The organism is Marivita sp. S2033 (assembly GCF_046592965.1).
Taxonomy (GTDB): Bacteria; Pseudomonadota; Alphaproteobacteria; order Rhodobacterales; family Rhodobacteraceae; genus Marivita.
The window spans coordinates 33,210-54,457 of sequence record NZ_JBISBV010000004.1; the positions used below are offsets into that span (position 1 = coordinate 33,210).

A 21,248-nucleotide genomic window follows, 5' to 3' on the forward strand; every position below is an offset into this window, starting at 1 on the left:
CGTTGCGGCGGAGCAGCATTGACTCAGATCAAGAACGGAAAATACCGTGAACCACATCAATCTGTCTGTCACCCAGGATTGCCATGATTGCCCGATACGTCACCGCGCGGTTTGCGCGAAATGCGATACGGATGAACTGGATCGACTGGAGGACATAAAATATTATCGCCGGTTCGAAGCTGGCCAGACTGTGATCTGGTCGGGTGACCGGATGGATTTCGTGGGCTCGGTTGTGTCCGGTATCGCGACGTTGACGCAGACCATGGAGGACGGTCGCACGCAGATGGTCGGCCTGTTGCTGCCAAGCGATTTTGTCGGCCGTCCGGGACGCGACGCGGCGGCGTATGACGTCGTGGCGACGACCGACGTGGTGATGTGCTGTTTCCGCAAGGCTCCGTTCGAGGATCTGATGGAGCACACACCTCACGTCGCACAGCGCCTGCTTCAGATGACTCTCGATGAACTCGATGCGGCTCGCGAATGGATGCTGGTGCTTGGTCGCAAGACCGCGCGTGAAAAGATCGCGTCGCTCTTGTCGATCATCGCGCGGCGCGATGCCACGCTCAACCTTGGCGGGCTGATGGGGCCGGTGACCTTCGATTTACCCCTGACCCGCGAGGCAATGGCGGATTACCTTGGCCTGACGCTCGAGACGGTATCGCGGCAGGTCTCGGCGCTCAAGAAAGACGGGATCATCACGCTAGAAGGCAAACGCCACATCACGGTGCCCGATATGACCGCGCTTCTGGAAGAGGCCGGGGACGACACTGACGGCGGAATGCTGGTCTAGGTTTTACTGGTTCATCGCCGCTACGAATCCCATCGCGGCGGCGAGGATCAGGCCCAGAACAACGGCAATGGCGATCTTCCATGTCGACCAGGGCCGTTCCCCCTGCACCGCGCCGGTGCGTCCATTGACGACGAAACGATAGCTTTTGCCGCGATATTTGTACGCTGCCAGCCACACAGGCAGCAGAACGTGTTTGAACGTCACATCCGCGACCCGCGTTTCGACGTTGTGAATACGCTGCCGGTCACCACCGATGTCGAATTTGACGTCGCGGGTGATGACCCGGTCCATGTAGCCGCGCGCTTCGACAAACCCTTCTTTCAGTTCGATATTATAGGCTTCGGCCCGAAAACCCGCCAGGTACTCCGGGTGATACGGCTCCATTTCCGACAAATCCCACGGCTCCAACGCATCGGTGTAGCGCTTGGGCAGGGATGTAGATGCCAGCACCAGTACATCGTCGAAAAAGCGCGCCACACGGCCAGAGGCTGCCTGCCAGCGCACTTTGGCAACGCGTACGGTCTGGGTCTTGCCATTGCGGTGGACGCGGCGGGTTTCATAATAAACCGTGCCCCGCTCGCCTCGATAGGAAGATGCGGTATCGGCATCGAACGTCCAGTACGGCACGTAGATGCCGGTCATCTTGCGCCCTTTGCGCGCATAGTCCTTCAAGCCATTCGGCGCGAACCAGAGCTTTCCCAACCACGAGGTCATCGCATTGCGCGCCTGCGCTTCGTCCAGCGCAAATGGCAACAATCCCTTGGGTTTGATGTGTCGGTTTATGCCCGTGTCCGCAACGACCGGCGTCGCGCAAAACGGACATTCCGCTGCATGGACGCCGGGATCAAACTCGACCTGCGCGGCGCAATTGGGGCAACGCGACACGCGGGTCTCTTCCATGTCCTGCTCGGGCAGGCGATTTGCAATCGCGGTGTCGAACGCGATCTCATGCACCCCCGGGTCGCCCCAGGGCCCGGCGCCAGCGATCAACTCGGTGTTGCCGCAATGGTCACAGAGCAGCATGCCGCGCGCCGGATCAAACCGGAAATCCGCCCCGCAATTATCACACGGAAACCGGTGTTCATCCACCGGTTTGCTCAGCCGTGCCTCAGACAAAGGTTCCGCCCCCGCTTCTTCTCTTTCCATATACTCGAATCCGCCGGCGCGGGTCAGCCGCCCGGTGGTGGCGGCGGAAGTACGGTGAACAACTGCGCCAGTTCCCGCACGTCTTCAGCCTTCATCCAGCCATCCTGTCCCTGCGTCCAGACAAAGCTTTCGCGTGTCAGATTGCCGTCACTCGCCATCCGCCCGAGCGCGGCCTTTGAGAACGGTCCCTTGGTTTTGCCGTTCTCCGCTACGTGCCAGACATGCTCCACAGGAGGCGGAGGCGGCGGCACCTGGCGCGACACAGGCGCGGCACCTTGCACCTGGTGGGTCGCTCCCCAAGGGCCGGTGCTCTGCGCCGCAGCATGACCGATCTGCATTCCGAGCCCGGCCCCCAGACCGGCCTGAATGGCACCCGCCCCGGCACCCTCCTGTCCCAAAGCTTCGGCGGCCTGAAACTGCATGTATTCGTTCAGGTTGCCGATCACGCCCATTGAGGACCGCTTGTCCAGAACCGCTTCCACGGCAGGCGGGAGCGAGATGTTCTCGATGTAGAGCGCGGGCAGTTCCAAGCCGAAATCGCCAAGTGTCGGTGCAATCTCCTTGGCCAGAAGCTGCCCGAGTTCGCGGGTGTTGGCAGCCATGTCGAGCACCGGGATACCAGAGCGCGCAATGGTGCGGGAAAACTCCTGCACGATGATGTTGCGGATCTGGAAGCTGATCTCGTCCATGGTGAATTCACCGTCGGTTCCGACGATCTCGACAAGGAACTTGGCCGGATCGGTCACCCGCACCGAATAGGTGCCAAAGGCGCGCAGTCGCACCGGCCCGAATTCGGGATCGCGGCAGATGATCGGGTTCTTGGTTCCCCATTTCAGATCCTGAAAGCGGGTGGTGTTGACGTAGTAAATCTCGGATTTGAAGGGCGAGCGGAAGCCGTGATCCCAGTGCTGCAAACTGGTCATGATCGGCATGTTGTTGGTTTCAAGCATATAAAGCCCCGGCGTGAACACATCCGCCAGCTGGCCCTCATGCACAAACACCGCCGCCTGCCCTTCGCGCACCGTCAGTTTCGCGCCGTACTTGATCTCGTGCCCTTCGCGTTCGAACCGCCAGACCATTGTGTCGCGGGTGTTGTCGGTCCATTCGATAACGTCGATGAACTGACCGCTGAGAAAGTCGAAAATTGCCATCTGTGGTCTCCGTTAAGTCAGCTTGAGCCGCCCCCTGTCGCCTCGAGCGCGAGGCGCCGGATGATCGGGCGGGCTTGAATGGCGGTCATTCCGGGTGTCAGGCGTGGATCATAGAGGATTTTGAGCAGCATCTCGTCATGTGTCGTCAACAACGCAAATTCCTCGTCGTCATTGAAGATCGACGGACGCGCGTTCTGGTCGTCATTGGCAAGGCCAAGTCCCTGGGCCAACTCTTCGTGAAAGCAGGCCTTGCGGGTCAACGGCGGATGTTCCGCGCGCACCAGCGCAACGGCCTGACGATAGTCATTGCCTGTCGAGGAATCCGCGAATGCGACCACAAGACAATGGATCGAGCGTGGAAGATTGGCAAAGATCGCACGACTTGACGGCTCCATCCCGGGGGCGATCTGATTGAGCGTTTGCCGCAACTCGTCCTTGTCGTCTTCTCCCATCACCAGAACGTGGAAGTTCGGATTTGTGGACACGAACGCAATCGGGTGGCCCGAAACCCGCGCAAGGCGACGGGTGTAGGACGCGAGCGTCTTGGTATCGGTGGCGCGATCGGCTTCGGAAACGCTGGTGCCGAAGGTCACACCGATCCGCACCGGAATCGTCCATTTCTTGATCTCGCCCAAAGCACCGCTTGACGGCTGCAATCCGGCCCCCCGCGTGTATTCCTCAGCCAACGCGATGCGTTCGAAATTGCGGGCCAGCATCGCTTCGGTAAAGGGTGTATCGACCCCACCGCCATCGGTGCGTAGCAGACCGCGCGCAAGCAGGTCTTCTTCGACCCGCGCATAATAGCGTTCAAGCTCGATCGCGGCATTCGAGGGCGTGGGAGGCTCTGGCATGGGTTTGGCGGCTGGCGGGCGGTCGGGGCGCGCCTGCGGCTTGATGCCGGCGGGCGCATCTCCGGTCAGCGACGGGTCGCATCCCGCGAGGACCGCGACCGTCACGCATGACCAGAAAATTTGAGCCCACCGCCGTTGCACGATGTCAGGCTTTCGGAACAGAACGGCCGGCAGTGTCACCGACCCCGTCCTTGCGGGCCTTGGCCGAGGCCAGAGTGTCACGCAGATCCGCTTCCATCTTCTTGAGGTCCTCTTCAGCCGCCGCCCGACGGGCCTTGCCCTCGTCGGCGATTTGCAGGCTTTCCTGAATCGTGCCGATCAGATCGGCATTTGCCTGCTTGACCGCTTCGATATCGAACACGCCGCGCTCCATTTCCTCCCGGATCAGCTTGTTGCTGTCGCGCAGGTTCTTGGCGTTGGAGGTCAGAAGCTCGTTGGTCAGGTCATTGGCATCACGCACCGCCGCTGCGGCTTCGGCCGAGCGCTGGATGGTCACGGCCTGCGCCAGTTGGGTTTCCCAAAGGGGTACGGTGTTGACCAGCGTGGAGTTGATCTTGGTGACAAGCGACTTGTCGTTTTCCTGCACCAGCCGGATCGAGGGCAGCGATTGCATGGTGACCTGACGCGTCAGCTTGAGATCATGCACCCGGCGCTCCAGATCGTCACGCGCGGCGCGCAGATCGCGCAATTCCTGCGCCAGCATCACCTGTTCGTTCTCGGGCGCGCCCTGAACCTCGGAGTCCTTGGCGGGAATGTCGGTCTTGTCGATTTCCTTGATCTTCTCCTCGCCTGCGGCGATGTAAAGCGCCAGTTCATCGTAAAATTGCAGCGTCTTGTCATAAAGCAGGTCAAGCGACTTGATGTCTTTCAAGAGCGTGTGCTCATGCTTGAGCAGATCATCGGTAATCCGGTCGATCTGGCCCTGCACCTCTTCGAATTTCGCGGTGAACTTGGCAAAGGGTGCGGCACGACCGATCAGCTTTTCCCACCACGACCGTTCACGCCGCACATCAAGCTCGGACACCGAGAAGCCGCGTATGGTGCTGACGATCCCACGCAGGCTGTCTCCGGCGGGGCCGACATCCTTGTTGCGCACATCGGCGAGCATGGCTTGAGAGATTTCCTGCAACTCGGCCTGAGCGTTCGAGCCGAAGGACACAATCGACTGCGTATCGGTCATATCGATCTCGGCCATGCGAGAGCGGATTTCTTCCCCCAGAACCGGATCCGCCTCGGACAGGGGAATGACGGCATTGGCATCCTTGGGCTCTGGCAGAATGACGGCGTTCACCTCATCGACCATTGCCAGCGTATCCTGGGCTTTGGCGCGGACTGTTTCGGACATGGATGACCCTCTCAAACTTGTTTGATCTATAATTCTGTCTTGCGCTCTACATGAACGCCCTCGCGTTGCAAACGATCCCGCAACACCTCGATTTCAACGGTCAGGTCGGAGCGGTCATCAAGCAGCATCTTTCGGGTACGGGCGGCAAAGTTCTTTTCCAGATCATCGAGAAGCGCCTCGTAATCCGCCCGGGCCTGAACATCGCGGGTGCGGGCAAAGACATCGGCGAACTTGATCGTCGCGTCGCGGGCACCCAGCAAGTAGACGACAAGGTATTTTCTCGCACTTGTCAGATCGCGCGGGTCCTCCTCGACGGTTCGGAACAGGTCGCGCGCGGTTGTCTCGAACTGTTCGACACGGGAAATCAAACGCCGGTCTCCGGCGCGCTTGATCGCGTCGCGCATCGCGGTCAGATGCTGCTCGGCCTCGTCGATGGCGCGGGCGACGCGATCCTGTTGAAACGTGTCAATGCCCTCCATCCCCTTGTCGCGCATCGGGTCGACACCGAACGCGCCGATATGGAGCGCGGTTGCGGCAACGCCGAAAATCACCGGAGCAATCACGCCGGGTTCGTTGGAATATGCCGCGATGGCAACACCCAGCCCTGCCAGAACGGCCGCACCGATCTTGCGCGGGAATCCCGGTCGGCGGGCCACCTTGCGCGCATTATAGGCCGCTTCGGCCGTCAACCCGCCGCGCAACAGCCATGCGCCCAAAAGCAGCATCGCGGCCCCGATCAGCCCAAGCGCCATGCCAACCGCGCCGTCGCTTATCGAGGTGAAGGCAAGGATAACGGGCGGAACGAACAGAACATTCGAGCGCGCCCCCACCGGATCGACGGTTGCACCCTTGAAGCCTCTGGGTGCCTGCTCTGACGACTCCGAACGGGGTGTGTCTTCGGGGCTGTATTTGCCACCATAGCGTTGCGCCATAGTCTACATCCCTCCCAGCAAACCGCTGGTGACACCGAACAGGATCACAAGGAGCAACGCATAGCTGATACGCTGCAAGCCGGCACCGGACATGAAAACCCCTTTCCCACGTGTTGCGAGAAACTTAAGGTAAGTGGGTGGGGCTTACTAGGGGGAAGTCAGCGCAAGTCCGAACATCACTTGCGGTTACGGTGCATCCGATCAAACAGGAGATTTGTCTGAAGCTCGAAGCTGTCGCGCCCTTGGGCGATGCCGCTGCGGCGGGCCCGCGCCTCGAACGCGTCAGACAAAGCCTGCATTTTGAGGTGGTATCTGCGGCGCTGAAAGCGAGTGAAACCCTGGCCGTAGCTGTCGATGACATCATCCGCTTCGGCTTCCATCTTGGCCAACAGCTTGGCCAGCGGCGGTGCAACCTTGAGCAAGGTGCTGGTTTCAAAATCAATGGTGCCAAGCAGCCCCATGACCGTGTCGGCCACGATGCGGGTGCGTTCAGACAGATCATCGTCGCCCAACACGCTCAGATTCATCAACAATCTCTCGAAGCGGGCATCGAACGTGCGGTAGAGTTCCTGATTGGCAAGACGCAAACGGACAGCCGGGTTGTCCATTCCCTTGTCCCGCATCGGATCGAGGCCGAATGAAACGAGACACAGGATGAAGGTCGCGCAACCGATCAGCAATGGAAGCGCCGGCATCCCGATTTTCGCCCCGGCCAACAGACCGACGACAACAGCCACGATCGCGCTTCCGATCAGTTTGAACGGGATTTTCGGGCGCGCGGCAACTTCGGCGGACGTGTACGCAAGGTGGTTCTTCTGTCCGACAGACAAGAACACCAATCCCAGCGCAAACACCGCGATTATCACCAGAGCCGAGGCAAAGCCGGCGACCGTTCCGTCAAGCAACCACAGGATCAGCGGACAGGTTGCCAGAACCATGAACCCGACAGGCACGTTATCGACCGGCACAGAGTTGCCCAAAGCAGCGCTTGTTTCGAAATCGACAAATGAGGGGTTCTGCGCGTCCATCATAGCAATCCCAATCCGAAAATCGTGACCCACAAGACTCCGAACGCCACAAATGACGGCAAGCCACGATGCATCCGCAGGCGCACCAGCGCTCCGCGAAGCGCCTTGGCCGTGTCTTCCGCCACCGTGCCAAGGTTCGAAAGAACCAGAAGCACCGAGATGACGAGAATCGTGGAAGTCAGAAACGTTAATATCATGCCGCCAAGGTCGCGATGAAACCGGGCGGAAAGTGGGCGTTAACGGGGAAAGATCAGGGAGTCCGCTTGGCTTTCACGGGGCGGGACGTGCGCTGAACGGTCTTTGGCCTGGGTTTTGAGCCCTTGGCGGCGGGTTTGCCCGGCTTGCTTTCCATCTCTGCGTCCAGTCCCAATTGATCGCGTACGATCTTGCGGCGCAGTTCTTCAACCTTGCCGGCTTTGAGCTGTCCAAGCTGGAACGGACCGTACGACACCCGGATCAGACGATTCACAGTCAGACCGACGGCGGCCAGAGCGCGCCGCACCTCGCGGTTCTTGCCTTCGCGCAAACCAAGCGTCAGCCAAGCATTCGCGCCTTGCTGGCGGTCTATCGTGACCGTCATTTCTTGAAACTTTTCGCCGTCGATCACGATGCCCTTGCGCAACGGCTCAAGCGCGGCCTCGGTCGGCTGACCCTTCACCCGCGCGCGGTATTTGCGCAGCCATCCCGTTGACGGCAGTTCAAGCTTGCGCTTGATCCCGCCGTCATTCGTGAGCAGCAAAAGCCCTTCGGAGTTAAGATCAAGACGCCCCACACTCATCACCCGAGGCAGCTCAGGGGGCAGTTCGTCAAAGATCGTCGGGCGCCCTTGCTCGTCGCGTGTCGTCGTGACCAGACCCGTGGGTTTATGGTAAAGCCAGATGCGCGGCTCGTCCGGTGCCCCGACGGGTTTGCCATCGACGACGATCTTGTCGTCTGCCGTCACGTTCAGAGCGGCGCTGTCGATCTTCTTGCCATTCACCGAAACGCGCCCGGCCAGAATCATCTTTTCGGCGTCGCGTCGGCTGGCAAGACCGGCGCGCGCGATGACTTTGGCGATGCGATCACCGGGAGGCGTGTTCTGTGTCATGCCAAGCGGCTTAGTCGAAATCAGAGGCTTGGGAAAGCTGAATGCGCCGTCTATGAGGGGCGGATGGTGTTTCGATCGCATATGTCTCTGGCCCTCGAGGAAGCGCGCGCCGCCGCCGATCGCGGCGAGGTGCCGGTTGGGGCGGTGATCGTCTCGCCTGCCGGCCGTGTTGTCGCATCCGCCGGGAACCGGACGCGCGAGATGAACGATCCCACCGCCCATGCCGAGATTTTAGCGATCCGCGCCGCGTGTGAGGCGCTTGGGAGTGAGCGGCTTATCGGACACGATCTCTACGTGACGCTGGAGCCCTGTGCGATGTGCGCCGGTGCCATTGCGAACGCGCGCATCCGGCGGCTTTATTACGGCGCAAGCGACGCCAAGTCCGGCGGCGTCGCGCACGGAGCGCGGGTGTTTTCGCACCCCCAATGCCATCATTTCCCCGAAGTCTACGAAGGTGTGAACGCGATCGAAGCAGAAGCGCTCTTGAAGGCGTTTTTCGCTGGCAAGCGAACGGGGACTGAATGACGCGAATCCTGCTCTTCAACAAACCGTACGATGTGCTGTCGCAGTTCACCGACAAGGGCACCCAAGGCACCACGCGGCGGACGCTGTCCGAGTTCATCGACGTGCCCGGCGTGTACCCTGCCGGGCGGCTGGATCGGGATAGCGAAGGCTTGTTGGTTCTGACAGACAACGGCAAGCTACAGGCGCGGATCAGCGACCCGAAGTTCCGCTCCCCCAAGACGTACCTCGCGCAGGTCGAGGGTGTGCCGACGCACGACCAACTGGCGAAGTTGCGCGGCGGCGTGACGCTGAAGGACGGCCACACACGTCCGGCTGAGGTCGCGTTGATCGCCCCCCCTGACCTATGGCCGCGAACGCCGCCCGTGCGTTATCGCAAATCCGTACCGGACGCGTGGATCAAGCTGACCATCACCGAAGGCCGCAACCGGCAGGTGCGCCGGATGACGGCGCATGTGGGATTGCCCTGCCTGCGGTTGGTGCGGTGGTCGGTCGGCGACTGGTCGCTGGACGGGATCGCGCCGGGGACTTGGCGCGACGCCTAAGATATTGCCTGCCGATCAGACCCACTTTGCCATTGGCGGCAAACTCATGAGCACCGCGTTGGCATCATGGCCGGTTTCCAGACCGAATTTCGTCCCGCGGTCGTAGACAAGGTTGTATTCGGCATAAAGACCGCGATGAACCAGTTGCGCGTCCTTGTCGGCATCGGTCCACTCCTGCACGCGCCGTTTTTCCACCAGCGGCAGGAACGCCGGCAGAAACGCGCGGCCGATGTCCTGGGTCAGGGCAAAATCCGCCTCCCAATCACCGGTGTTCTGGTCATCCATGAAAATCCCTCCGACACCGCGCGCGCGTTTGCGGTGAGGGATATAGAAATAGGTGTCGGCCCACTCTTTCAGGCGCGGGTAATGCGCGGTGCCGTGCGGATCGAGATGGGCTTTCTGTGTGTCGTGAAAATGCGCCGTGTCCTCGGCGTATTCGATGCATGGGTTCAGATCCGACCCGCCTCCGAACCACCACGCGTGCGGAGTCCAGAACATCCGTGTGTTCATGTGCACTGCCGGACAGTGGGGGTTTTGCATATGCGCAACAAGGCTGATTCCCGAGGCCCAGAACCGCGGATCATCCTGCATGCCGGGGATACCCTTGCGCGCCGCCATCGCCATCTGCGCGCGTTCTCCCAACGTGCCGTACACCGTCGAGACGTTGACACCGACCTTTTCGAAAACGCGCCCACCCCGCAGAACGCTCATCAATCCGCCGCCTGCGTCGCTGCCATCCTCGGAGGTGCGCTTGGTCTCGGTCACCTCGAACCGGCCCGGTGCCGAATCGCTGAGTGGGCCTTCGGTCTGCGTGTCTTCAAGAGCCTCGAACGCTGTCACGATCTGATCGCGCAGATCACGAAACCAGGTGGAGGCGCGCGCTTTTTCGGTATCAAACGACTGTGTCATGTTCCTGCCCAAACTTGTCCAGCTCGCTTAATGCGCCGGAGCGCCGACCGGATCAAGCAATGTGCGCCCGCCGTCGATGGTCATGATCTGCCCGGTCACAAAGCCAGCACCTTCGGACGCGAGAAATTGCACCGCTTCGGCCAGTTCCATTGGGCTCGCAATACGGCCCAACGGCGTGTTGTCCTCGATTTCCTCTCGGTAATCGTCGTTGTTTTTCAAAGCATCCTTAAGACTGGCCGACATAACGGAGCCCAGCGCGATGGAATTGACCCGAATGCGGTATTGCGCAAACGCGACCGCCAAGGACCGGGTCAACTGATCCAGCGCGGCGGTCGAGACCGAGTAGGACAATAGTTCAGGCTGGGTTCGCCGCGCGGCAATGGAGGACAGGTTCACAATTGCACCCACCTGCCCCTCTTCCTTGCCAGCGGCCTGTTTGATCATGCGCTTGGCGACCATCTGGGACAGCCGGTAGGTGTTGGTGACGTTCTGCGTCATCAGTGTCTCAAAGCTGTCATCATCCAGATCAAGCGGATCGGAGGGCAACACCTGGCGGCTGCCATTGATCAGGATATCGACACGATCAAAGGCATCAATCGTGGCGGACAGAAGATTGGCCAGCGTCAGACGTTCGCGAAGGTCGCCGGCAAAATATCTGATGTTGCCCTCGTCTTCGGTGATCGCGCCGCATTCATGCGACAGCCGCGCCTCGTCTATATCGGCGAACATCACGTTCGCGCCCTGATTGACGAAATGGCGCGCGATGGCCAGCCCGACGCCGTTTGCCGCACCGGTGACGATTGCGGTTTTGCCTTCGATGGAGAATGACATGAAACGGAAAGCCTTCTTCAGCGCCGAGAGGATCGCCCGGCCCGTGCGGGCGATTTGGGCTGATCGGCGTGCAGGATTTTAAAGCGCGAATCTCCGTCCAGTTCTTGCACATGAACAAAGCTCGCGGCCAGTGTTGTCTCGTAGGGGAGGTGACGGTTGGCCACCATCACGAGCTGTCCCTTGGGTTTCAGAAGGCGCGCTGCCGAGCGGATGAAGGCCTGGCCAAGCGACGCATCCGGTGTGCGGCTGGTGTGGAACGGTGGGTTGGTGACAACCCAGTCAAGGCTTGCAGGCGCCCCCCATGTGGTCGCATCCGCCCAGTGCAGCGTGGCCCGATCATCGGTCACATTTTGCACAGCACAATCCAACGCGCGCTTGTCCGCCTCGACAAGGTCGACATGCACGACACCGGGCAGGTTCAGCAAATGTCCGGTCAAGAAGCCCCATCCACCGCCAAGATCGGCACCCCTGCCCTTCAGCGTTTTGGGAAGCGCTGCAACCAAGGCTTGCGATCCGGCATCCGGCCCGTCAGCCGAGAAAACACCGGGTTGCGTGATCCAGCCGTCCACCACGGGCGCTGGCAGCGGCAACGCCCAGTCGGCAAACGCCGACCCGGAGGTGAACCAGAAGATCCGGCCATGCGCCTTGGACACTTGCCCCCCGACATCGACGCGCGCCTTGACGGCCTTCAGCGTCGCGTCAATCCCGTCAGTCTTGGCGCCATCGACAATCACCAGCCCTTGCGGCGCGATGCGTTCCGCTTGCGCAATCAACCCGCGGGCGAGCTCGCGGCTGCGCGGCAACGTGACATGCACGATATCCGCCGGTCCTTCTGCGTTCTCGACGACCGCCATACCCATGGACGCAAAGGCGTCGAAAGCGGGCTTGAAGTTCTGCTGAACGATCACGTCATTCTCTGCCAGCACGCCGAAATCGGCTTCCGGATCGGGCTCCAGAAGCACGACGCGCGCATCATCGGCAATGTCGAGCGCAGCGGCCTCGACGGCGTGGGTCAATCTTGGTGAAGCCATAACAGGAACCGGACCAGCCGGTTATTCCTTTTCCATCGTACATTGCAGCGGATGCTGATGACGGCGGGCAAAATCCATCACCTGCCCCACTTTCGTCTCAGCGATTTCGTGCGTGAACACGCCAACGACGGCAAGACCCTTTTTATGCACGGTCAACATGATCTCGAAGGCTTGTGCGTGGTTCATGCCAAAGAACCGCTCCAGAACATGCACCACAAACTCCATGGGCGTATAATCGTCGTTGAGCAGCATCACCTTATAGAGCGGCGGTCGCTTCGTCTTGGCGCGCGTCTCAACGACCACACCGGTATCGTTCTCCTTGTCAGAGGGAGGGCCAGCGTGTGGATGCGATTGAACGTACTGTGAGGACATGCGGATCATGCGTGTGCGACTGCCTTGGAATGCCTGTGTCTGGGCCTGTATATAACCTGTCCTGACAGCGAGAAAAGAGGCGCGCGCCGCGGATGTGGCTCGAATGTGCGAAACAGTCGAATTCACGCGCAATGATGCGACCCTTGCAAGACGCGCTTTGCGAACGAAATCTGCGGTGTGCGGGCTGCGGCTTAATTCAGCGTCCAGAATCAGACATCTTTCCACGGTGCAGGCGCCAGCAAGACTGGAACGGCTGGCCGTTGTCATCGCGAAACTCCGCTGACCGTTTTCGCCACATTCCTGCCACAATGGCCCCACTAGTAAGATTAATGCGATACGCCCCAAGATGTTGCGCCCACCACCTCTAAGGCAGTGTGAAAAGGTATAAAAATAAGTACTTTATCGACCACTGCTCATGTGCTAGCTTTTTTGCAATAATAAAGCTGACCGGAAAAATCCGGCGGCACGAGGCAGAAGAGGCGGATATCGTGACGGGACGGCGCAAATTGCCGGGCCGAGTGGGCCTGTATGTAATCACTGGAATCTGGTTTGCCATTTTGCTGCCATTGAGCGCGATGGCGGCACCCTATGCCGCCATGGTGATGGACGCGCGCAATGGCGAAGTGATTCACTCTCGCAACGCGGACACGCGCTTGCACCCTGCCTCTCTGACCAAGATGATGACGCTGTATGTCGTGTTCGAAGCCGTACATAACGGCGAGATCAGCATGGACTCGGACGTCACGATTTCTCGAAAGGCGGCCTCCGAGCCGCCGTCGAAACTGGGTTTGCGCGCGGGATCGAAGATCAAGTTGCGCTATCTGGTGCGCGCCGCCGCAGTGAAATCGGGAAACGACGCGGCAACAGCTTTGGGCGAGGCGATTTCCGGGTCCGAGGCCGCCTTTGCGCGGCGCATGAACCGCACCGCCAAAGCGCTTGGCATGAGCCGCACGACGTTCAAGAACGCGCATGGGCTTACGGAAAGTGGCCACATGTCCACAGCGCGCGACATGACGATCCTCGGGCGGCATGTGCTCTATGACTACCCCCAGTATTACAACCTGTTCTCGCGCCGCAGCACAGATGCCGGTATCCGCAAGGTCTCCAACACCAATCGCCGCTTCCTCGATGCGTATAACGGTGCGGATGGCATCAAGACCGGCTACACCCGCGCCGCCGGGTTCAACCTTGTGGCGTCGGCTGAACGCGGCAGCGAGCGGATCATCGTGACGGTGTTCGGCGGCAGTTCCACCGCCGCGCGCAATGCCCAGGTGGCGAAACTGATGGATCTCGGTTTTCAGAACGCACCAACGCGCATGGCGCTTCGCACTCCGCGCAAGCCGCCCTACATGGGCCGGGTAGCGGCAGACGAACCCGACGTCGTCATCGCGAGCGGCGCGATCCGGTCCACCACGACGCGCGCCAAATCCATTCGGGTTGTCGCGGCCGCCGTCAAGTCGAGCCTGAGACCCGCGGCGCGGCCGACTCCAGAGCCTGTTTTACCTGACACACTGGTCGCGGAACTCCAAAACGACATCTCGTCGGTGTTGGCCGAGGTCCAGACCGAAGACGTGCAAGAGGTGGCCGCAACGGTCGCAAAGGCCGCACTGACCGTAGCAACACCCGCACCGGTGATCGCGAAGGCTCAGATTGCCAAGTCCGCTCCCAAAGCATCCGTGAAGCCGGTCGTTCGACCCAAGACCATCGTTCTGGCCTCTGCCCGTCAAGCGGCACCCGCACAGCCGGTCCTGACGCGCGAGGCTGAAGTCGTGACGCGCATCTCGACCTCCGGCGGTCGGCATTGGGGGATCAATGTCGGGCGTTATTCAAGCCGCTATGCCGCCGAAAAGGCACTGCTGAAAACGGCGCTGGCGGAAATGTCGACACTCGATGGTTCGTTGCGCAAAGTGGTGAATGGCGCGAGCGGGTTCGATGCCAACTTCATGGGCCTCACCCGCGAAAGTGCTGACCTTGCCTGCCGCCGCCTGCAAGCGCGCCAGGTCACCTGCTTCATGATCGGCCCCAGCTAGGCCTCACGGCTTGGGGTGATCATCGTACTCGTCTGACAGGATACGCTCGGCCGCGCCCTTTGGGTCTTCGTACTGGCGCGTTCTGACAGTGAAGATGAAGGCCACCAGCCCGATTCCGCCAAGGATCAGTGATATGGGAATGAGATAGGCCAGAATGTTCATCGCATACTCCGCTTCATTTCAGACGCAGCGCGTTCAGCGACACTGTAATTGAAGAGCTCGACATGGCCAAGGCCGCGATCAGCGGAGAGCACAGACCAGCCACGGCAAGCGGGACGGCGATGATGTTGTACCACGTCGCAATGGTAAAGTTCTGACGAATGCGGCGGATTGCGGTTTTCGCGGTCCCAAGGGCGTCGGCGATCGGCTCCAGCGAATTGCCCAAGAGCACCACATCAGAAGCCACCCGCGCCGCATCGAGCGCCGAGGCCGGTGAAATCGACACATGCGCGCCTGCAAGCGCCGCCGTGTCGTTCAAGCCGTCTCCCACCATCAACACATGCGCGCCGCCTGTCGTCAGGTCGTTCACCCGTGCCGCCTTGTCCTCGGGCAGCGCCTCGGCGATCCATTTCCGAATACCGAGACGATCGGCAAATGCCTCGACCGCTGGCGTGGTGTCGCCCGACATCAACAAGACCTCGTACCCGTCCGATTGCAGCTTGCTCACCAACGCCTCGGCGCCATCGCGGATTTGATCGGCAAACCGGAACGGCGCGGCCTCGCCCTCCCCTACGCGCAACCAGGCGCAGGTTTCATGGCTCTCGCCGCCGCCCACCCAACTGGCACGCCCCAGCTGGACCGTTTTTCCCTGCCACTCGCCTTGGGCACCGTGACCGGGCACTTCGGTGATATTCGTGACCTGCTCCGGCTTGACGTCCAATGCTCCAATGGCTTTGACCAGGGATTGTGACAAAGGGTGCGAGGACCCTTCCGCCAAGGCGAACGCAATTCCAAGGTCGCGGCGGGAATGATCGCCAAGGTTGGTGACCTCCGGCGTACCGGCAGTCAGCGTGCCGGTCTTGTCGAACACGACCGTGTCCACCTGCGCCAGACGTTCCAGCGCGGTGGCATCCTTGACCAGCAGCCCTTTGCGAAACAGGCGGCCGGACGCCGCGGTCGTGACCGCAGGCACAGCAAGTCCCAGCGCACACGGGCATGTGATAATCAACACCGCCGCCGCGATGTTGAGCGCAGTGCGCAGATCGAAGGTGTAAAGGTACCAACCGACAAAGGCCAAAGCGGACAGAATGTGGACACCCGGAGCATAGAGCTTGGCCGCCTTGTCGGCGAGCGAAGTATAGCGCGAGCGACCGGATTCAGCGATGGCGACGAGATCGGCCATGCGGTGCAGCGACGTATCGCGCCCAACGGCGCTGGCCCGGATCGTCAGTGGCCCGGTCAGGTTCACCTCGCCCGCGCTGACGATCTGGCCGGGGCCTGCATACACGGGGCGCGTTTCGCCCGTCAGCAATGACCGGTCCAGTTCGGAGTGTCCGTCGGTGATTTCACCATCGACCGGCATCCGCCCACCCGGACGCACGCGGATGAGATCTCCGACAACAAGGGCAGACAGCGCGACCTGCTCCTCGCCATCTTGGGTGATACGCGCCACGCGCGGCACTTCGAGCGCGGCAAGCTCCTCTGCGGCAGAACGTGCCGCGGCACGGGTGCGATGATCGAGGTAACGCCCGGCCAAAAGAAAAAACGTGAGCGTCAGCGCGGCATCGAAATAGGCGTGTTCGCCCGAGAGCGACGTCTCCCAAACCGATGTCACCACCGCCAGCGCAATCGCCAGCGAGATCGGCACGTCCATGTTGAGCCGCCCTGCCCTGAGAGCAGTCCAAGCGTGTTTAAAGAAAGGCTGCGCGGAAAACGCCACCGTCGGCAGGGCAATCGCCGCCGATATCCAGTGGAACATATCGCGCGTTGGCCCATCGGCACCCGACCAGACCGCAACCGACAGAAGCATCACGTTCATCGCGGCGAAACCGGCGACAGCCAGGCGCATCAATAGATCGCGCCCCGCCTTGTCGGTTTGCGTGGCGCGCAACGCCGTTGCGTCAAGCTCGTGCGCCTCGAACCCGGCGCCTTGCAAGATCCTGACCATATCGTCAGCCGTCACATCCGGCGCGGCGTCAATCTGGGCGCGCTTGAGCGTCAGGTTCACCCGTGCGCCTTTGACGCCGGGTGTTGCGGTCAGGGTGCGCTCCACCCCGGATATGCAGGTCGCGCAGTGGATCGAGGGCAACGACAGGACGATGTTGACGTCCTGCGGGGCGGCCGCCTGGGCCAGAGCCTCGGCTGCAGGCGCCGCAGAACAGGCGGGGCATGCCGAGGGGGAGGGTCGCATCGCTACGGTCATGGCTCAGCTTTCGACGTGCAACACAATGCGCTGTTCGAAGGGCGTTCCATCAAGCGCGGTAGCTTTCATACGAATATTCCAGTTTCCCGGCCGCAGGGTCTCGCGGGCAACATAGGCCTTGCCGTCAAACGCAAATTCCGGCGCGCGATCATCCTGAACATGCGTCGCGCGCCCCAGAACCGCATTAAGCGTTCCGGCCTGAACGGGACGGCCGTTGGAGTCCTTGATCTGGAGGATCAACAACCCTCCCTTGGCGTCGGCCGTGACCGTCCAGCCAAGGGATTCCTGCTTGCCGCGACGGACATCGAAATCCTGCGATGCGACATAAGAGTTCTTCACCTCGAGGCCCGGAAACGTCCGGACTGCCGAATACGCAAGCACGAGGTTGACCGAGATGATGACGGCGAATGCCCCCCCGAAGATGGCCAATGCGTGCCACCCGGTCAGTTTACGTTCAGACGCCATCAGTTCCCCTTCCCAGTAAAGATACTGTCGTTATGCGCGCGGTGTCCGTTGGTCAGGTCTTCGACCCAGAACCTGATTTCCGTCCGCTCGCCAAGGGCTGGCTCGGACCGGGGTGGTGCAACAACGTAGACACGTTGCAGGAAGGTTTGGTTGGCCGGCACGTTTACTGTCTCGTAGGGCGTACCTTCAAGTTGCACCCGCAGCGATGGATGACCGGCGATCGACATACGGAACGGCCTGTCTTCGCCATGCTTGTTCAACAACCGCACATCGTAGGTATTTCGGATCGACCCGTCTGACATGGTCACGAAGGTCGGATTGCGCACCGGAGCGACCGACATTTCGATATCCGGCCGCACGAACAGAGCAAACACAAGCCCGATGCCGACGAACGCCCACAGACCCGTATACATCATCGTGCGGAGGCGGAAGATGTGATACCAGGGCGAACGCGGCTCTTCGCCAGCGCGCTCGCGCGGCTCGTCCGACAGCGCAAGATAGTCGATCAACCCCCGCGGCTTGCCGATCTTTTCCATGATGTCGTCGCAGGCGTCGATGCACAGCGCGCAGGTGATGCACTCCATCTGCTGACCGTCGCGGATGTCGATCCCCATCGGGCAGACATTGACGCAGGCCATGCAGTCGATGCAATCGCCCAACTGGTCCGCCCCGTCCGATTTGCGGTGCTTGCCGCGCGGCTCTCCACGCCATTCGCGATAGGCAACGGTCAACGTGTCCTCGTCCATCATCGCCGCCTGAATGCGCGGCCACGGGCAGGCGTAGATACAGATTTGTTCGCGCGCGATGCCGCCGAAAAAGAAGGTGGTCGCGGTCAGCAACAGCATGGTGGTATAGGCAATCGGATGCGCTTGGCCCGTGACCAGATCGACAAGAAGCGTGGGTGCATCGGTGAAGTAGAAGACCCAGGCACCGCCAGTCGCCAGGCTGATCAGGAACCATCCGGTCCACTTGGTCATGCGCAGGCGGAACTTGCGGAAATCCATCTTGTTCTGCCGATGCAGACGCAGTTGCGCGTTGCGGTCTCCTTCAACCCAACGTTCGACAAGAATGAACAAGTCGGTCCAGACAGTTTGCGGGCAAGTATAGCCACACCACACACGGCCAAGTGCCGAGGTAAACAGAAACAGGCCAAGACCGGCCATGATCAAAAGACCGGCGACGAAATAGAACTCGTGCGGCCAGATCTCGATCCAGAAGAAAAAGAACCGGCGGTTTGCCAGATCCACCAATACCGCTTGATCGGGCAGTTGCGGGCCACGGTCCCACCGTATCCAGGGCGTCACGTAGTAGATGCCCAGGGTGAGGATCATGATGATCCACTTGAGAGTGCGGAAATTGCCTGAAACGCGCTTGGGAAAAACGGGTTCCCGCGCGGCGTAAAGGCTTGGTGGTGTTTGGTTTTCTGTCTGAGACACGAACGAAGGTGCTCCCAATTGCGGATTGGTGTGATCGTCTTGTTTCAGGACCGCTGGCGCAAGACTTTGACCTGCATCAAATACTGCATCTTTAATTCACGTTTTAGCGGCCTCCCGCCGCAACCACAGTAAAAATGCCTTGAGCGGCGGGCGATGCGCGCCCTTGCGGGTGACGATATGATAACCTGCATCGCGCCGTTCCTCGAAAACGGCGATCAGCCGGCCAGCCGCGAGGTCTTCGCTGACCGCGATTCGCGTCGTGACGGCGATGCCTTGGCCATTGCGGGCACCGTCGATCATCAGATGCCCCGGCACCTGTGTCCTTGCCGAGACGCGCTTCCGGTCCATGCCGAGAAACGCCAGCCAGGCGGACGATTCATGTGTCCCCAGTTCTTCCAGCCACGGATAGTCGAGCAGGTCTTCGGGCTGTCGCGGCACCTTGCCCTTGAACAGCGAGGGTGCGCCAACCACGACCAACGGGGCCGCCACCAAAGGCTCAACGTCAAAGCCGTCCCAGCCGCCTGTGCCGTGTCGCAGCGCGACATCGATACCGCCGGGCGCCGGGTCTGTCAGCGCCGGGCTTGGGGTCACCACCATGTCGATACCCGGGTGTTGCGCCTGAAATCCGGCGAGGCGGGGCATGAGCCATGTGCTGGCGAAGGTCGGGGTGCAGGCCACGTTCAACGCACGTAGCGAACTCGCCTCGGTTAGCGCTTCGATCCCGCTGGCGATCTGTGAAAAGCCGCCTTCCAGCGCGCGCGCGACGTCGCGACCCTCGGCCGTCAATGCCAAGGCGCGGCTGCTTCGGTCAAAGAGCGAAATGCCGAGATGGCCCTCAAGGCCGCGCAGTTGTTGAGATATCGCCGCATGGCTGACGTTGAGCGCCGCACCGGCATCCACCACCGATCCGGTCTGGACATACGCACAAAATGCTCTGAGCGAGGCCAAGGGCGGCAGTGCCTTCCAGTCTATCATGTAAGCCTGCCTTACCTGTTAGATATTTCCCTGACTGGCATGAATGAGCGGAAAACGCAAACATACAGACACATCCCGCGTCACCCAGGAGGTTCTGATGTTCAGTGTACTTGCAAAAACATTTTTCCGCGCCAGTGGCGTGTCCAACCCAACCGTCAAGCATGATTTGCCCGTCCCGCGCGCGCAGGATCTCCCAATCAGCGCTCCGAAGCGATGGGAAGACTGGAAGTGACACCCAGAGCCACGGCCGCTTGCCGCGCTGATCGTGACATCAAATCAAAAAGCGCCGGCGTCTCCGTTCAGGAAGGACCCACCGGCGCTTGATCTTTGGTCAATCGGTCTGACATCGACCGAAATCATGCCTCACTCGGGCGTCGCCTCTCCGCCGCCCAGTCCGTGTACGTAAGTGGCCACGGCACGGATTTGTGCTTCGTTCAGGCGGTCTGCCCAAGGCGGCATGACGCCGAAGCGCGAATACTCCACAGTCTCTACAAGCGTGTCGTAATCACCGCCATAGAGCCAGATCGCATCCGTAAGATTGGGCGCACCCTGAAAGCGATCGCCGGTGCCGTCTTCCATGTGGCACGCGGCGCAATTGTCCATGAACACCGTTTCACCGGCATCGACTATCGAAGCATCCTGCGCCTCGCCCGAAAGCGACATCACGTAGTTGACCACCTGGGCGATCTCTTCGGGTTCCAGCAGGTCGCCAAAGGCAGGCATTTCCGAATAGCGCGCGTCGGGATCATCCTCGTTGCGAATGCCGTGCGCGATCGTCGCGTGGATGGATTCGATATCGCCGCCCCACAGCCAGTCATCGTCCAGCAGGTTCGGATAGCCCTTGGCCCCTGCCGCACCCGAGCCGTGACATTGCGCACACCAGGTGCGGAACACGGCGCCACCGGCGTTCTGGGCGTACTGCGTCAGGTTCGGGTCGGCCGAAATCTCGGTCAGTTCAACCGACGCGAGCTGTTCGTTGATGCCGGAGTTGGCACCCTCGAACCGCGCGATATCCTTTTCGACCTCGGCACGCGTGGAGAACCCCAAAAGACCGGGTGTCGCCTGCTTGATGCCGGGCCAGGCGGGATAGGCGATGGTATACAGCACCGCCCAGATGATGGTGGCGTACAAGGTCCAAAGCCACCAGCGCGGCAATGGTTTGTTGTATTCCTTGATACCGTCCCACTCGTGGCCGGTTGTCTCATAGTCGAGATCGTCGTCTTTTTTGTCGCTCATTTCCTCGCCCCTTTGGATTCGGCGGGTTTTTCCTTGGTTTCGGCTGGCTTGTCTTCATGCCGAAACGGAATGTCTGCAGTGTCGCGATGTGCCTTGTTGCTTCCCGGACGGATGACCCAAAGGACCACCGCCACGAAGAAGACGAACAGGATGAGAAGCATCCAACTGTCTGCGAATTCACGGAGGGCTGAATAGGTTTCCATA

At 60.8% G+C, this 21,248-nt stretch carries 23 protein-coding genes; 4 read left to right on the forward strand and 19 right to left on the reverse strand.

The genetic code is table 11. The annotated features are described in order from the left end of the window. The first annotated feature begins 46 nt into the window (after nt 1–46). A complete protein-coding gene (fnrL, locus tag ACGKZZ_RS08885; RefSeq protein ID WP_411223190.1) occupies nt 47–790 on the forward strand; it encodes a transcriptional regulator FnrL in 744 nt (247 codons plus the stop codon). Nucleotides 791–793: 3 nt separating this feature from the next. Here the strand turns inward: fnrL and ACGKZZ_RS08890 are convergent, their stop codons facing one another. From ACGKZZ_RS08890 to ACGKZZ_RS08925, 8 genes are all read right to left on the reverse strand, one after another. Continuing rightward, nucleotides 794–1,936: a primosomal protein N' (replication factor Y) - superfamily II helicase gene (locus ACGKZZ_RS08890; protein ID WP_411223192.1), complete on the reverse strand. Its 1,143-nt coding sequence runs from the start codon at nt 1,934–1,936 to the stop codon at nt 794–796. 23 nt (nt 1,937–1,959) lie between these two features. After that, a complete protein-coding gene (locus tag ACGKZZ_RS08895; RefSeq protein WP_411223193.1) occupies nt 1,960–3,087 on the reverse strand; it encodes an SPFH domain-containing protein in 1,128 nt (375 codons plus the stop codon). Between the two features lie 17 nt (nt 3,088–3,104). Continuing rightward, a complete protein-coding gene (locus ACGKZZ_RS08900; RefSeq protein ID WP_411223194.1) occupies nt 3,105–4,118 on the reverse strand; it encodes a DUF2927 domain-containing protein in 1,014 nt (337 codons plus the stop codon). After that, nucleotides 4,084–5,283: a toxic anion resistance protein gene (locus ACGKZZ_RS08905; RefSeq protein ID WP_411223195.1), complete on the reverse strand. Its 1,200-nt coding sequence runs from the start codon at nt 5,281–5,283 to the stop codon at nt 4,084–4,086. Before ACGKZZ_RS08905 ends, ACGKZZ_RS08900 begins: the two co-directional genes overlap by 35 nt. A gap of 26 nt (nt 5,284–5,309) precedes the next feature. Further along, nucleotides 5,310–6,215, reverse strand: coding sequence for a 5-bromo-4-chloroindolyl phosphate hydrolysis family protein (locus ACGKZZ_RS08910; protein WP_411223196.1), 906 nt, complete (start codon nt 6,213–6,215; stop codon nt 5,310–5,312). Nucleotides 6,216–6,391: 176 nt separating this feature from the next. Then, entirely contained in the window at nt 6,392–7,246 is an 855-nt protein-coding gene (locus tag ACGKZZ_RS08915; RefSeq protein ID WP_411223197.1) for a hypothetical protein, read from the reverse strand. Then, on the reverse strand, nt 7,243–7,440 hold the full coding sequence (locus ACGKZZ_RS08920) for a hypothetical protein (RefSeq protein WP_411223198.1): 198 nt from the start codon (nt 7,438–7,440) through the stop codon (nt 7,243–7,245). Before ACGKZZ_RS08920 ends, ACGKZZ_RS08915 begins: the two co-directional genes overlap by 4 nt. 53 nt (nt 7,441–7,493) lie before the next feature. Next, entirely contained in the window at nt 7,494–8,330 is an 837-nt protein-coding gene (locus ACGKZZ_RS08925; RefSeq protein WP_411223199.1) for a pseudouridine synthase, read from the reverse strand. A 63-nt stretch (nt 8,331–8,393) separates the two neighbouring features. Here ACGKZZ_RS08925 and ACGKZZ_RS08930 point away from each other — a divergent pair, with 63 nt between their 5' ends. Next, on the forward strand, nt 8,394–8,855 hold the full coding sequence (locus ACGKZZ_RS08930; protein WP_411223200.1) for a nucleoside deaminase: 462 nt from the start codon (nt 8,394–8,396) through the stop codon (nt 8,853–8,855). Next, entirely contained in the window at nt 8,852–9,397 is a 546-nt protein-coding gene (locus ACGKZZ_RS08935; protein ID WP_411223201.1) for a pseudouridine synthase, read from the forward strand. Before ACGKZZ_RS08930 ends, ACGKZZ_RS08935 begins: the two co-directional genes overlap by 4 nt. A 15-nt stretch (nt 9,398–9,412) precedes the next feature. On the opposite strand, the gene hemF is transcribed toward ACGKZZ_RS08935, so the two are convergent. From hemF to clpS, 4 genes are read right to left on the reverse strand one after another with little or no spacing between them, the layout of a single operon-like run. After that, a complete protein-coding gene (gene hemF, locus ACGKZZ_RS08940; RefSeq protein ID WP_411223202.1) occupies nt 9,413–10,306 on the reverse strand; it encodes an oxygen-dependent coproporphyrinogen oxidase in 894 nt (297 codons plus the stop codon). A gap of 27 nt (nt 10,307–10,333) precedes the next feature. Beyond that, the gene (locus ACGKZZ_RS08945; protein WP_411223203.1) at nt 10,334–11,137 is read right to left on the reverse strand and encodes an SDR family NAD(P)-dependent oxidoreductase; all 804 of its coding nucleotides are present in this window, start codon (nt 11,135–11,137) and stop codon (nt 10,334–10,336) included. A gap of 17 nt (nt 11,138–11,154) precedes the next feature. After that, nucleotides 11,155–12,168, reverse strand: coding sequence for a class I SAM-dependent methyltransferase (locus ACGKZZ_RS08950; RefSeq protein WP_411223204.1), 1,014 nt, complete (start codon nt 12,166–12,168; stop codon nt 11,155–11,157). Nucleotides 12,169–12,189: 21 nt separating this feature from the next. Then, a complete protein-coding gene (clpS, locus tag ACGKZZ_RS08955; RefSeq protein ID WP_411223418.1) occupies nt 12,190–12,540 on the reverse strand; it encodes an ATP-dependent Clp protease adapter ClpS in 351 nt (116 codons plus the stop codon). Between the two features lie 575 nt (nt 12,541–13,115). Here clpS and ACGKZZ_RS08960 point away from each other — a divergent pair. Then, entirely contained in the window at nt 13,116–14,570 is a 1,455-nt protein-coding gene (locus tag ACGKZZ_RS08960; RefSeq protein ID WP_411223419.1) for a serine hydrolase, read from the forward strand. Between the two features lie 3 nt (nt 14,571–14,573). Here ACGKZZ_RS08960 and ccoS read toward each other — a convergent pair whose 3' ends face one another. From ccoS to ACGKZZ_RS08995, 7 genes are all read right to left on the reverse strand, one after another. Beyond that, on the reverse strand, nt 14,574–14,732 hold the full coding sequence (gene ccoS, locus ACGKZZ_RS08965) for a cbb3-type cytochrome oxidase assembly protein CcoS (protein WP_411223206.1): 159 nt from the start codon (nt 14,730–14,732) through the stop codon (nt 14,574–14,576). 13 nt (nt 14,733–14,745) lie between these two features. Then, a complete protein-coding gene (locus tag ACGKZZ_RS08970; protein ID WP_411223207.1) occupies nt 14,746–16,932 on the reverse strand; it encodes a heavy metal translocating P-type ATPase in 2,187 nt (728 codons plus the stop codon). Nucleotides 16,933–16,935: 3 nt separating this feature from the next. Beyond that, a complete protein-coding gene (locus ACGKZZ_RS08975) occupies nt 16,936–17,397 on the reverse strand; it encodes a FixH family protein (RefSeq protein WP_411223208.1) in 462 nt (153 codons plus the stop codon). Then, nucleotides 17,397–18,833 carry a cytochrome c oxidase accessory protein CcoG gene (gene ccoG / locus ACGKZZ_RS08980; RefSeq protein WP_411223209.1) on the reverse strand — a complete coding sequence of 479 codons (1,437 nt, stop codon included), beginning with the start codon at nt 18,831–18,833 and terminating at the stop codon, nt 17,397–17,399. Before ccoG ends, ACGKZZ_RS08975 begins: the two co-directional genes overlap by 1 nt. Nucleotides 18,834–18,929: 96 nt before the next feature. Then, nucleotides 18,930–19,808 (reverse strand): LysR family transcriptional regulator, encoded by an 879-nt coding sequence (locus ACGKZZ_RS08985; protein WP_411223210.1) that lies wholly within the window; start codon nt 19,806–19,808, stop codon nt 18,930–18,932. Nucleotides 19,809–20,171: 363 nt separating this feature from the next. Then, nucleotides 20,172–21,044, reverse strand: a complete 873-nt coding sequence (gene ccoP / locus ACGKZZ_RS08990; protein ID WP_411223211.1) for a cytochrome-c oxidase, cbb3-type subunit III — start codon at nt 21,042–21,044, stop codon at nt 20,172–20,174. After that, nucleotides 21,041–21,247, reverse strand: a complete 207-nt coding sequence (locus tag ACGKZZ_RS08995; protein ID WP_411223212.1) for a cbb3-type cytochrome c oxidase subunit 3 — start codon at nt 21,245–21,247, stop codon at nt 21,041–21,043. Before ACGKZZ_RS08995 ends, ccoP begins: the two co-directional genes overlap by 4 nt. Between the last annotated feature and the right edge of the window lies 1 nt (nt 21,248).

Excerpts from the sequence above, each read along its gene's own strand:
- ACGKZZ_RS08890 (WP_411223192.1), bottom strand. The coding sequence starts at position 1,936 with ATGGAAAGAGAAGAAGCGGGGGCGGAACCTTTGTCTGAGGCACGGCTG.
- ACGKZZ_RS08895 (WP_411223193.1), bottom strand. The coding sequence starts at position 3,087 with ATGGCAATTTTCGACTTTCTCAGCGGTCAGTTCATCGACGTTATCGAA.
- ACGKZZ_RS08905 (WP_411223195.1), bottom strand. The coding sequence starts at position 5,283 with ATGTCCGAAACAGTCCGCGCCAAAGCCCAGGATACGCTGGCAATGGTC.
- ACGKZZ_RS08910 (WP_411223196.1), bottom strand. The coding sequence starts at position 6,215 with ATGGCGCAACGCTATGGTGGCAAATACAGCCCCGAAGACACACCCCGT.
- ACGKZZ_RS08915 (WP_411223197.1), bottom strand. The coding sequence starts at position 7,246 with ATGATGGACGCGCAGAACCCCTCATTTGTCGATTTCGAAACAAGCGCT.
- ACGKZZ_RS08920 (WP_411223198.1), bottom strand. The coding sequence starts at position 7,440 with ATGATATTAACGTTTCTGACTTCCACGATTCTCGTCATCTCGGTGCTT.
- ACGKZZ_RS08925 (WP_411223199.1), bottom strand. The coding sequence starts at position 8,330 with ATGACACAGAACACGCCTCCCGGTGATCGCATCGCCAAAGTCATCGCG.
- ACGKZZ_RS08930 (WP_411223200.1), top strand. The coding sequence starts at position 8,394 with ATGGTGTTTCGATCGCATATGTCTCTGGCCCTCGAGGAAGCGCGCGCC.
- ACGKZZ_RS08935 (WP_411223201.1), top strand. The coding sequence starts at position 8,852 with ATGACGCGAATCCTGCTCTTCAACAAACCGTACGATGTGCTGTCGCAG.
- hemF (WP_411223202.1), bottom strand. The coding sequence starts at position 10,306 with ATGACACAGTCGTTTGATACCGAAAAAGCGCGCGCCTCCACCTGGTTT.
- ACGKZZ_RS08945 (WP_411223203.1), bottom strand. The coding sequence starts at position 11,137 with ATGTCATTCTCCATCGAAGGCAAAACCGCAATCGTCACCGGTGCGGCA.
- ACGKZZ_RS08950 (WP_411223204.1), bottom strand. The coding sequence starts at position 12,168 with ATGGCTTCACCAAGATTGACCCACGCCGTCGAGGCCGCTGCGCTCGAC.
- clpS (WP_411223418.1), bottom strand. The coding sequence starts at position 12,540 with ATGTCCTCACAGTACGTTCAATCGCATCCACACGCTGGCCCTCCCTCT.
- ACGKZZ_RS08960 (WP_411223419.1), top strand. The coding sequence starts at position 13,116 with ATGGCGGCACCCTATGCCGCCATGGTGATGGACGCGCGCAATGGCGAA.
- ccoS (WP_411223206.1), bottom strand. The coding sequence starts at position 14,732 with ATGAACATTCTGGCCTATCTCATTCCCATATCACTGATCCTTGGCGGA.
- ACGKZZ_RS08970 (WP_411223207.1), bottom strand. The coding sequence starts at position 16,932 with ATGACCGTAGCGATGCGACCCTCCCCCTCGGCATGCCCCGCCTGTTCT.
- ACGKZZ_RS08975 (WP_411223208.1), bottom strand. The coding sequence starts at position 17,397 with ATGGCGTCTGAACGTAAACTGACCGGGTGGCACGCATTGGCCATCTTC.
- ACGKZZ_RS08985 (WP_411223210.1), bottom strand. The coding sequence starts at position 19,808 with ATGATAGACTGGAAGGCACTGCCGCCCTTGGCCTCGCTCAGAGCATTT.
- ccoP (WP_411223211.1), bottom strand. The coding sequence starts at position 21,044 with ATGAGCGACAAAAAAGACGACGATCTCGACTATGAGACAACCGGCCAC.
- ACGKZZ_RS08995 (WP_411223212.1), bottom strand. The coding sequence starts at position 21,247 with ATGGAAACCTATTCAGCCCTCCGTGAATTCGCAGACAGTTGGATGCTT.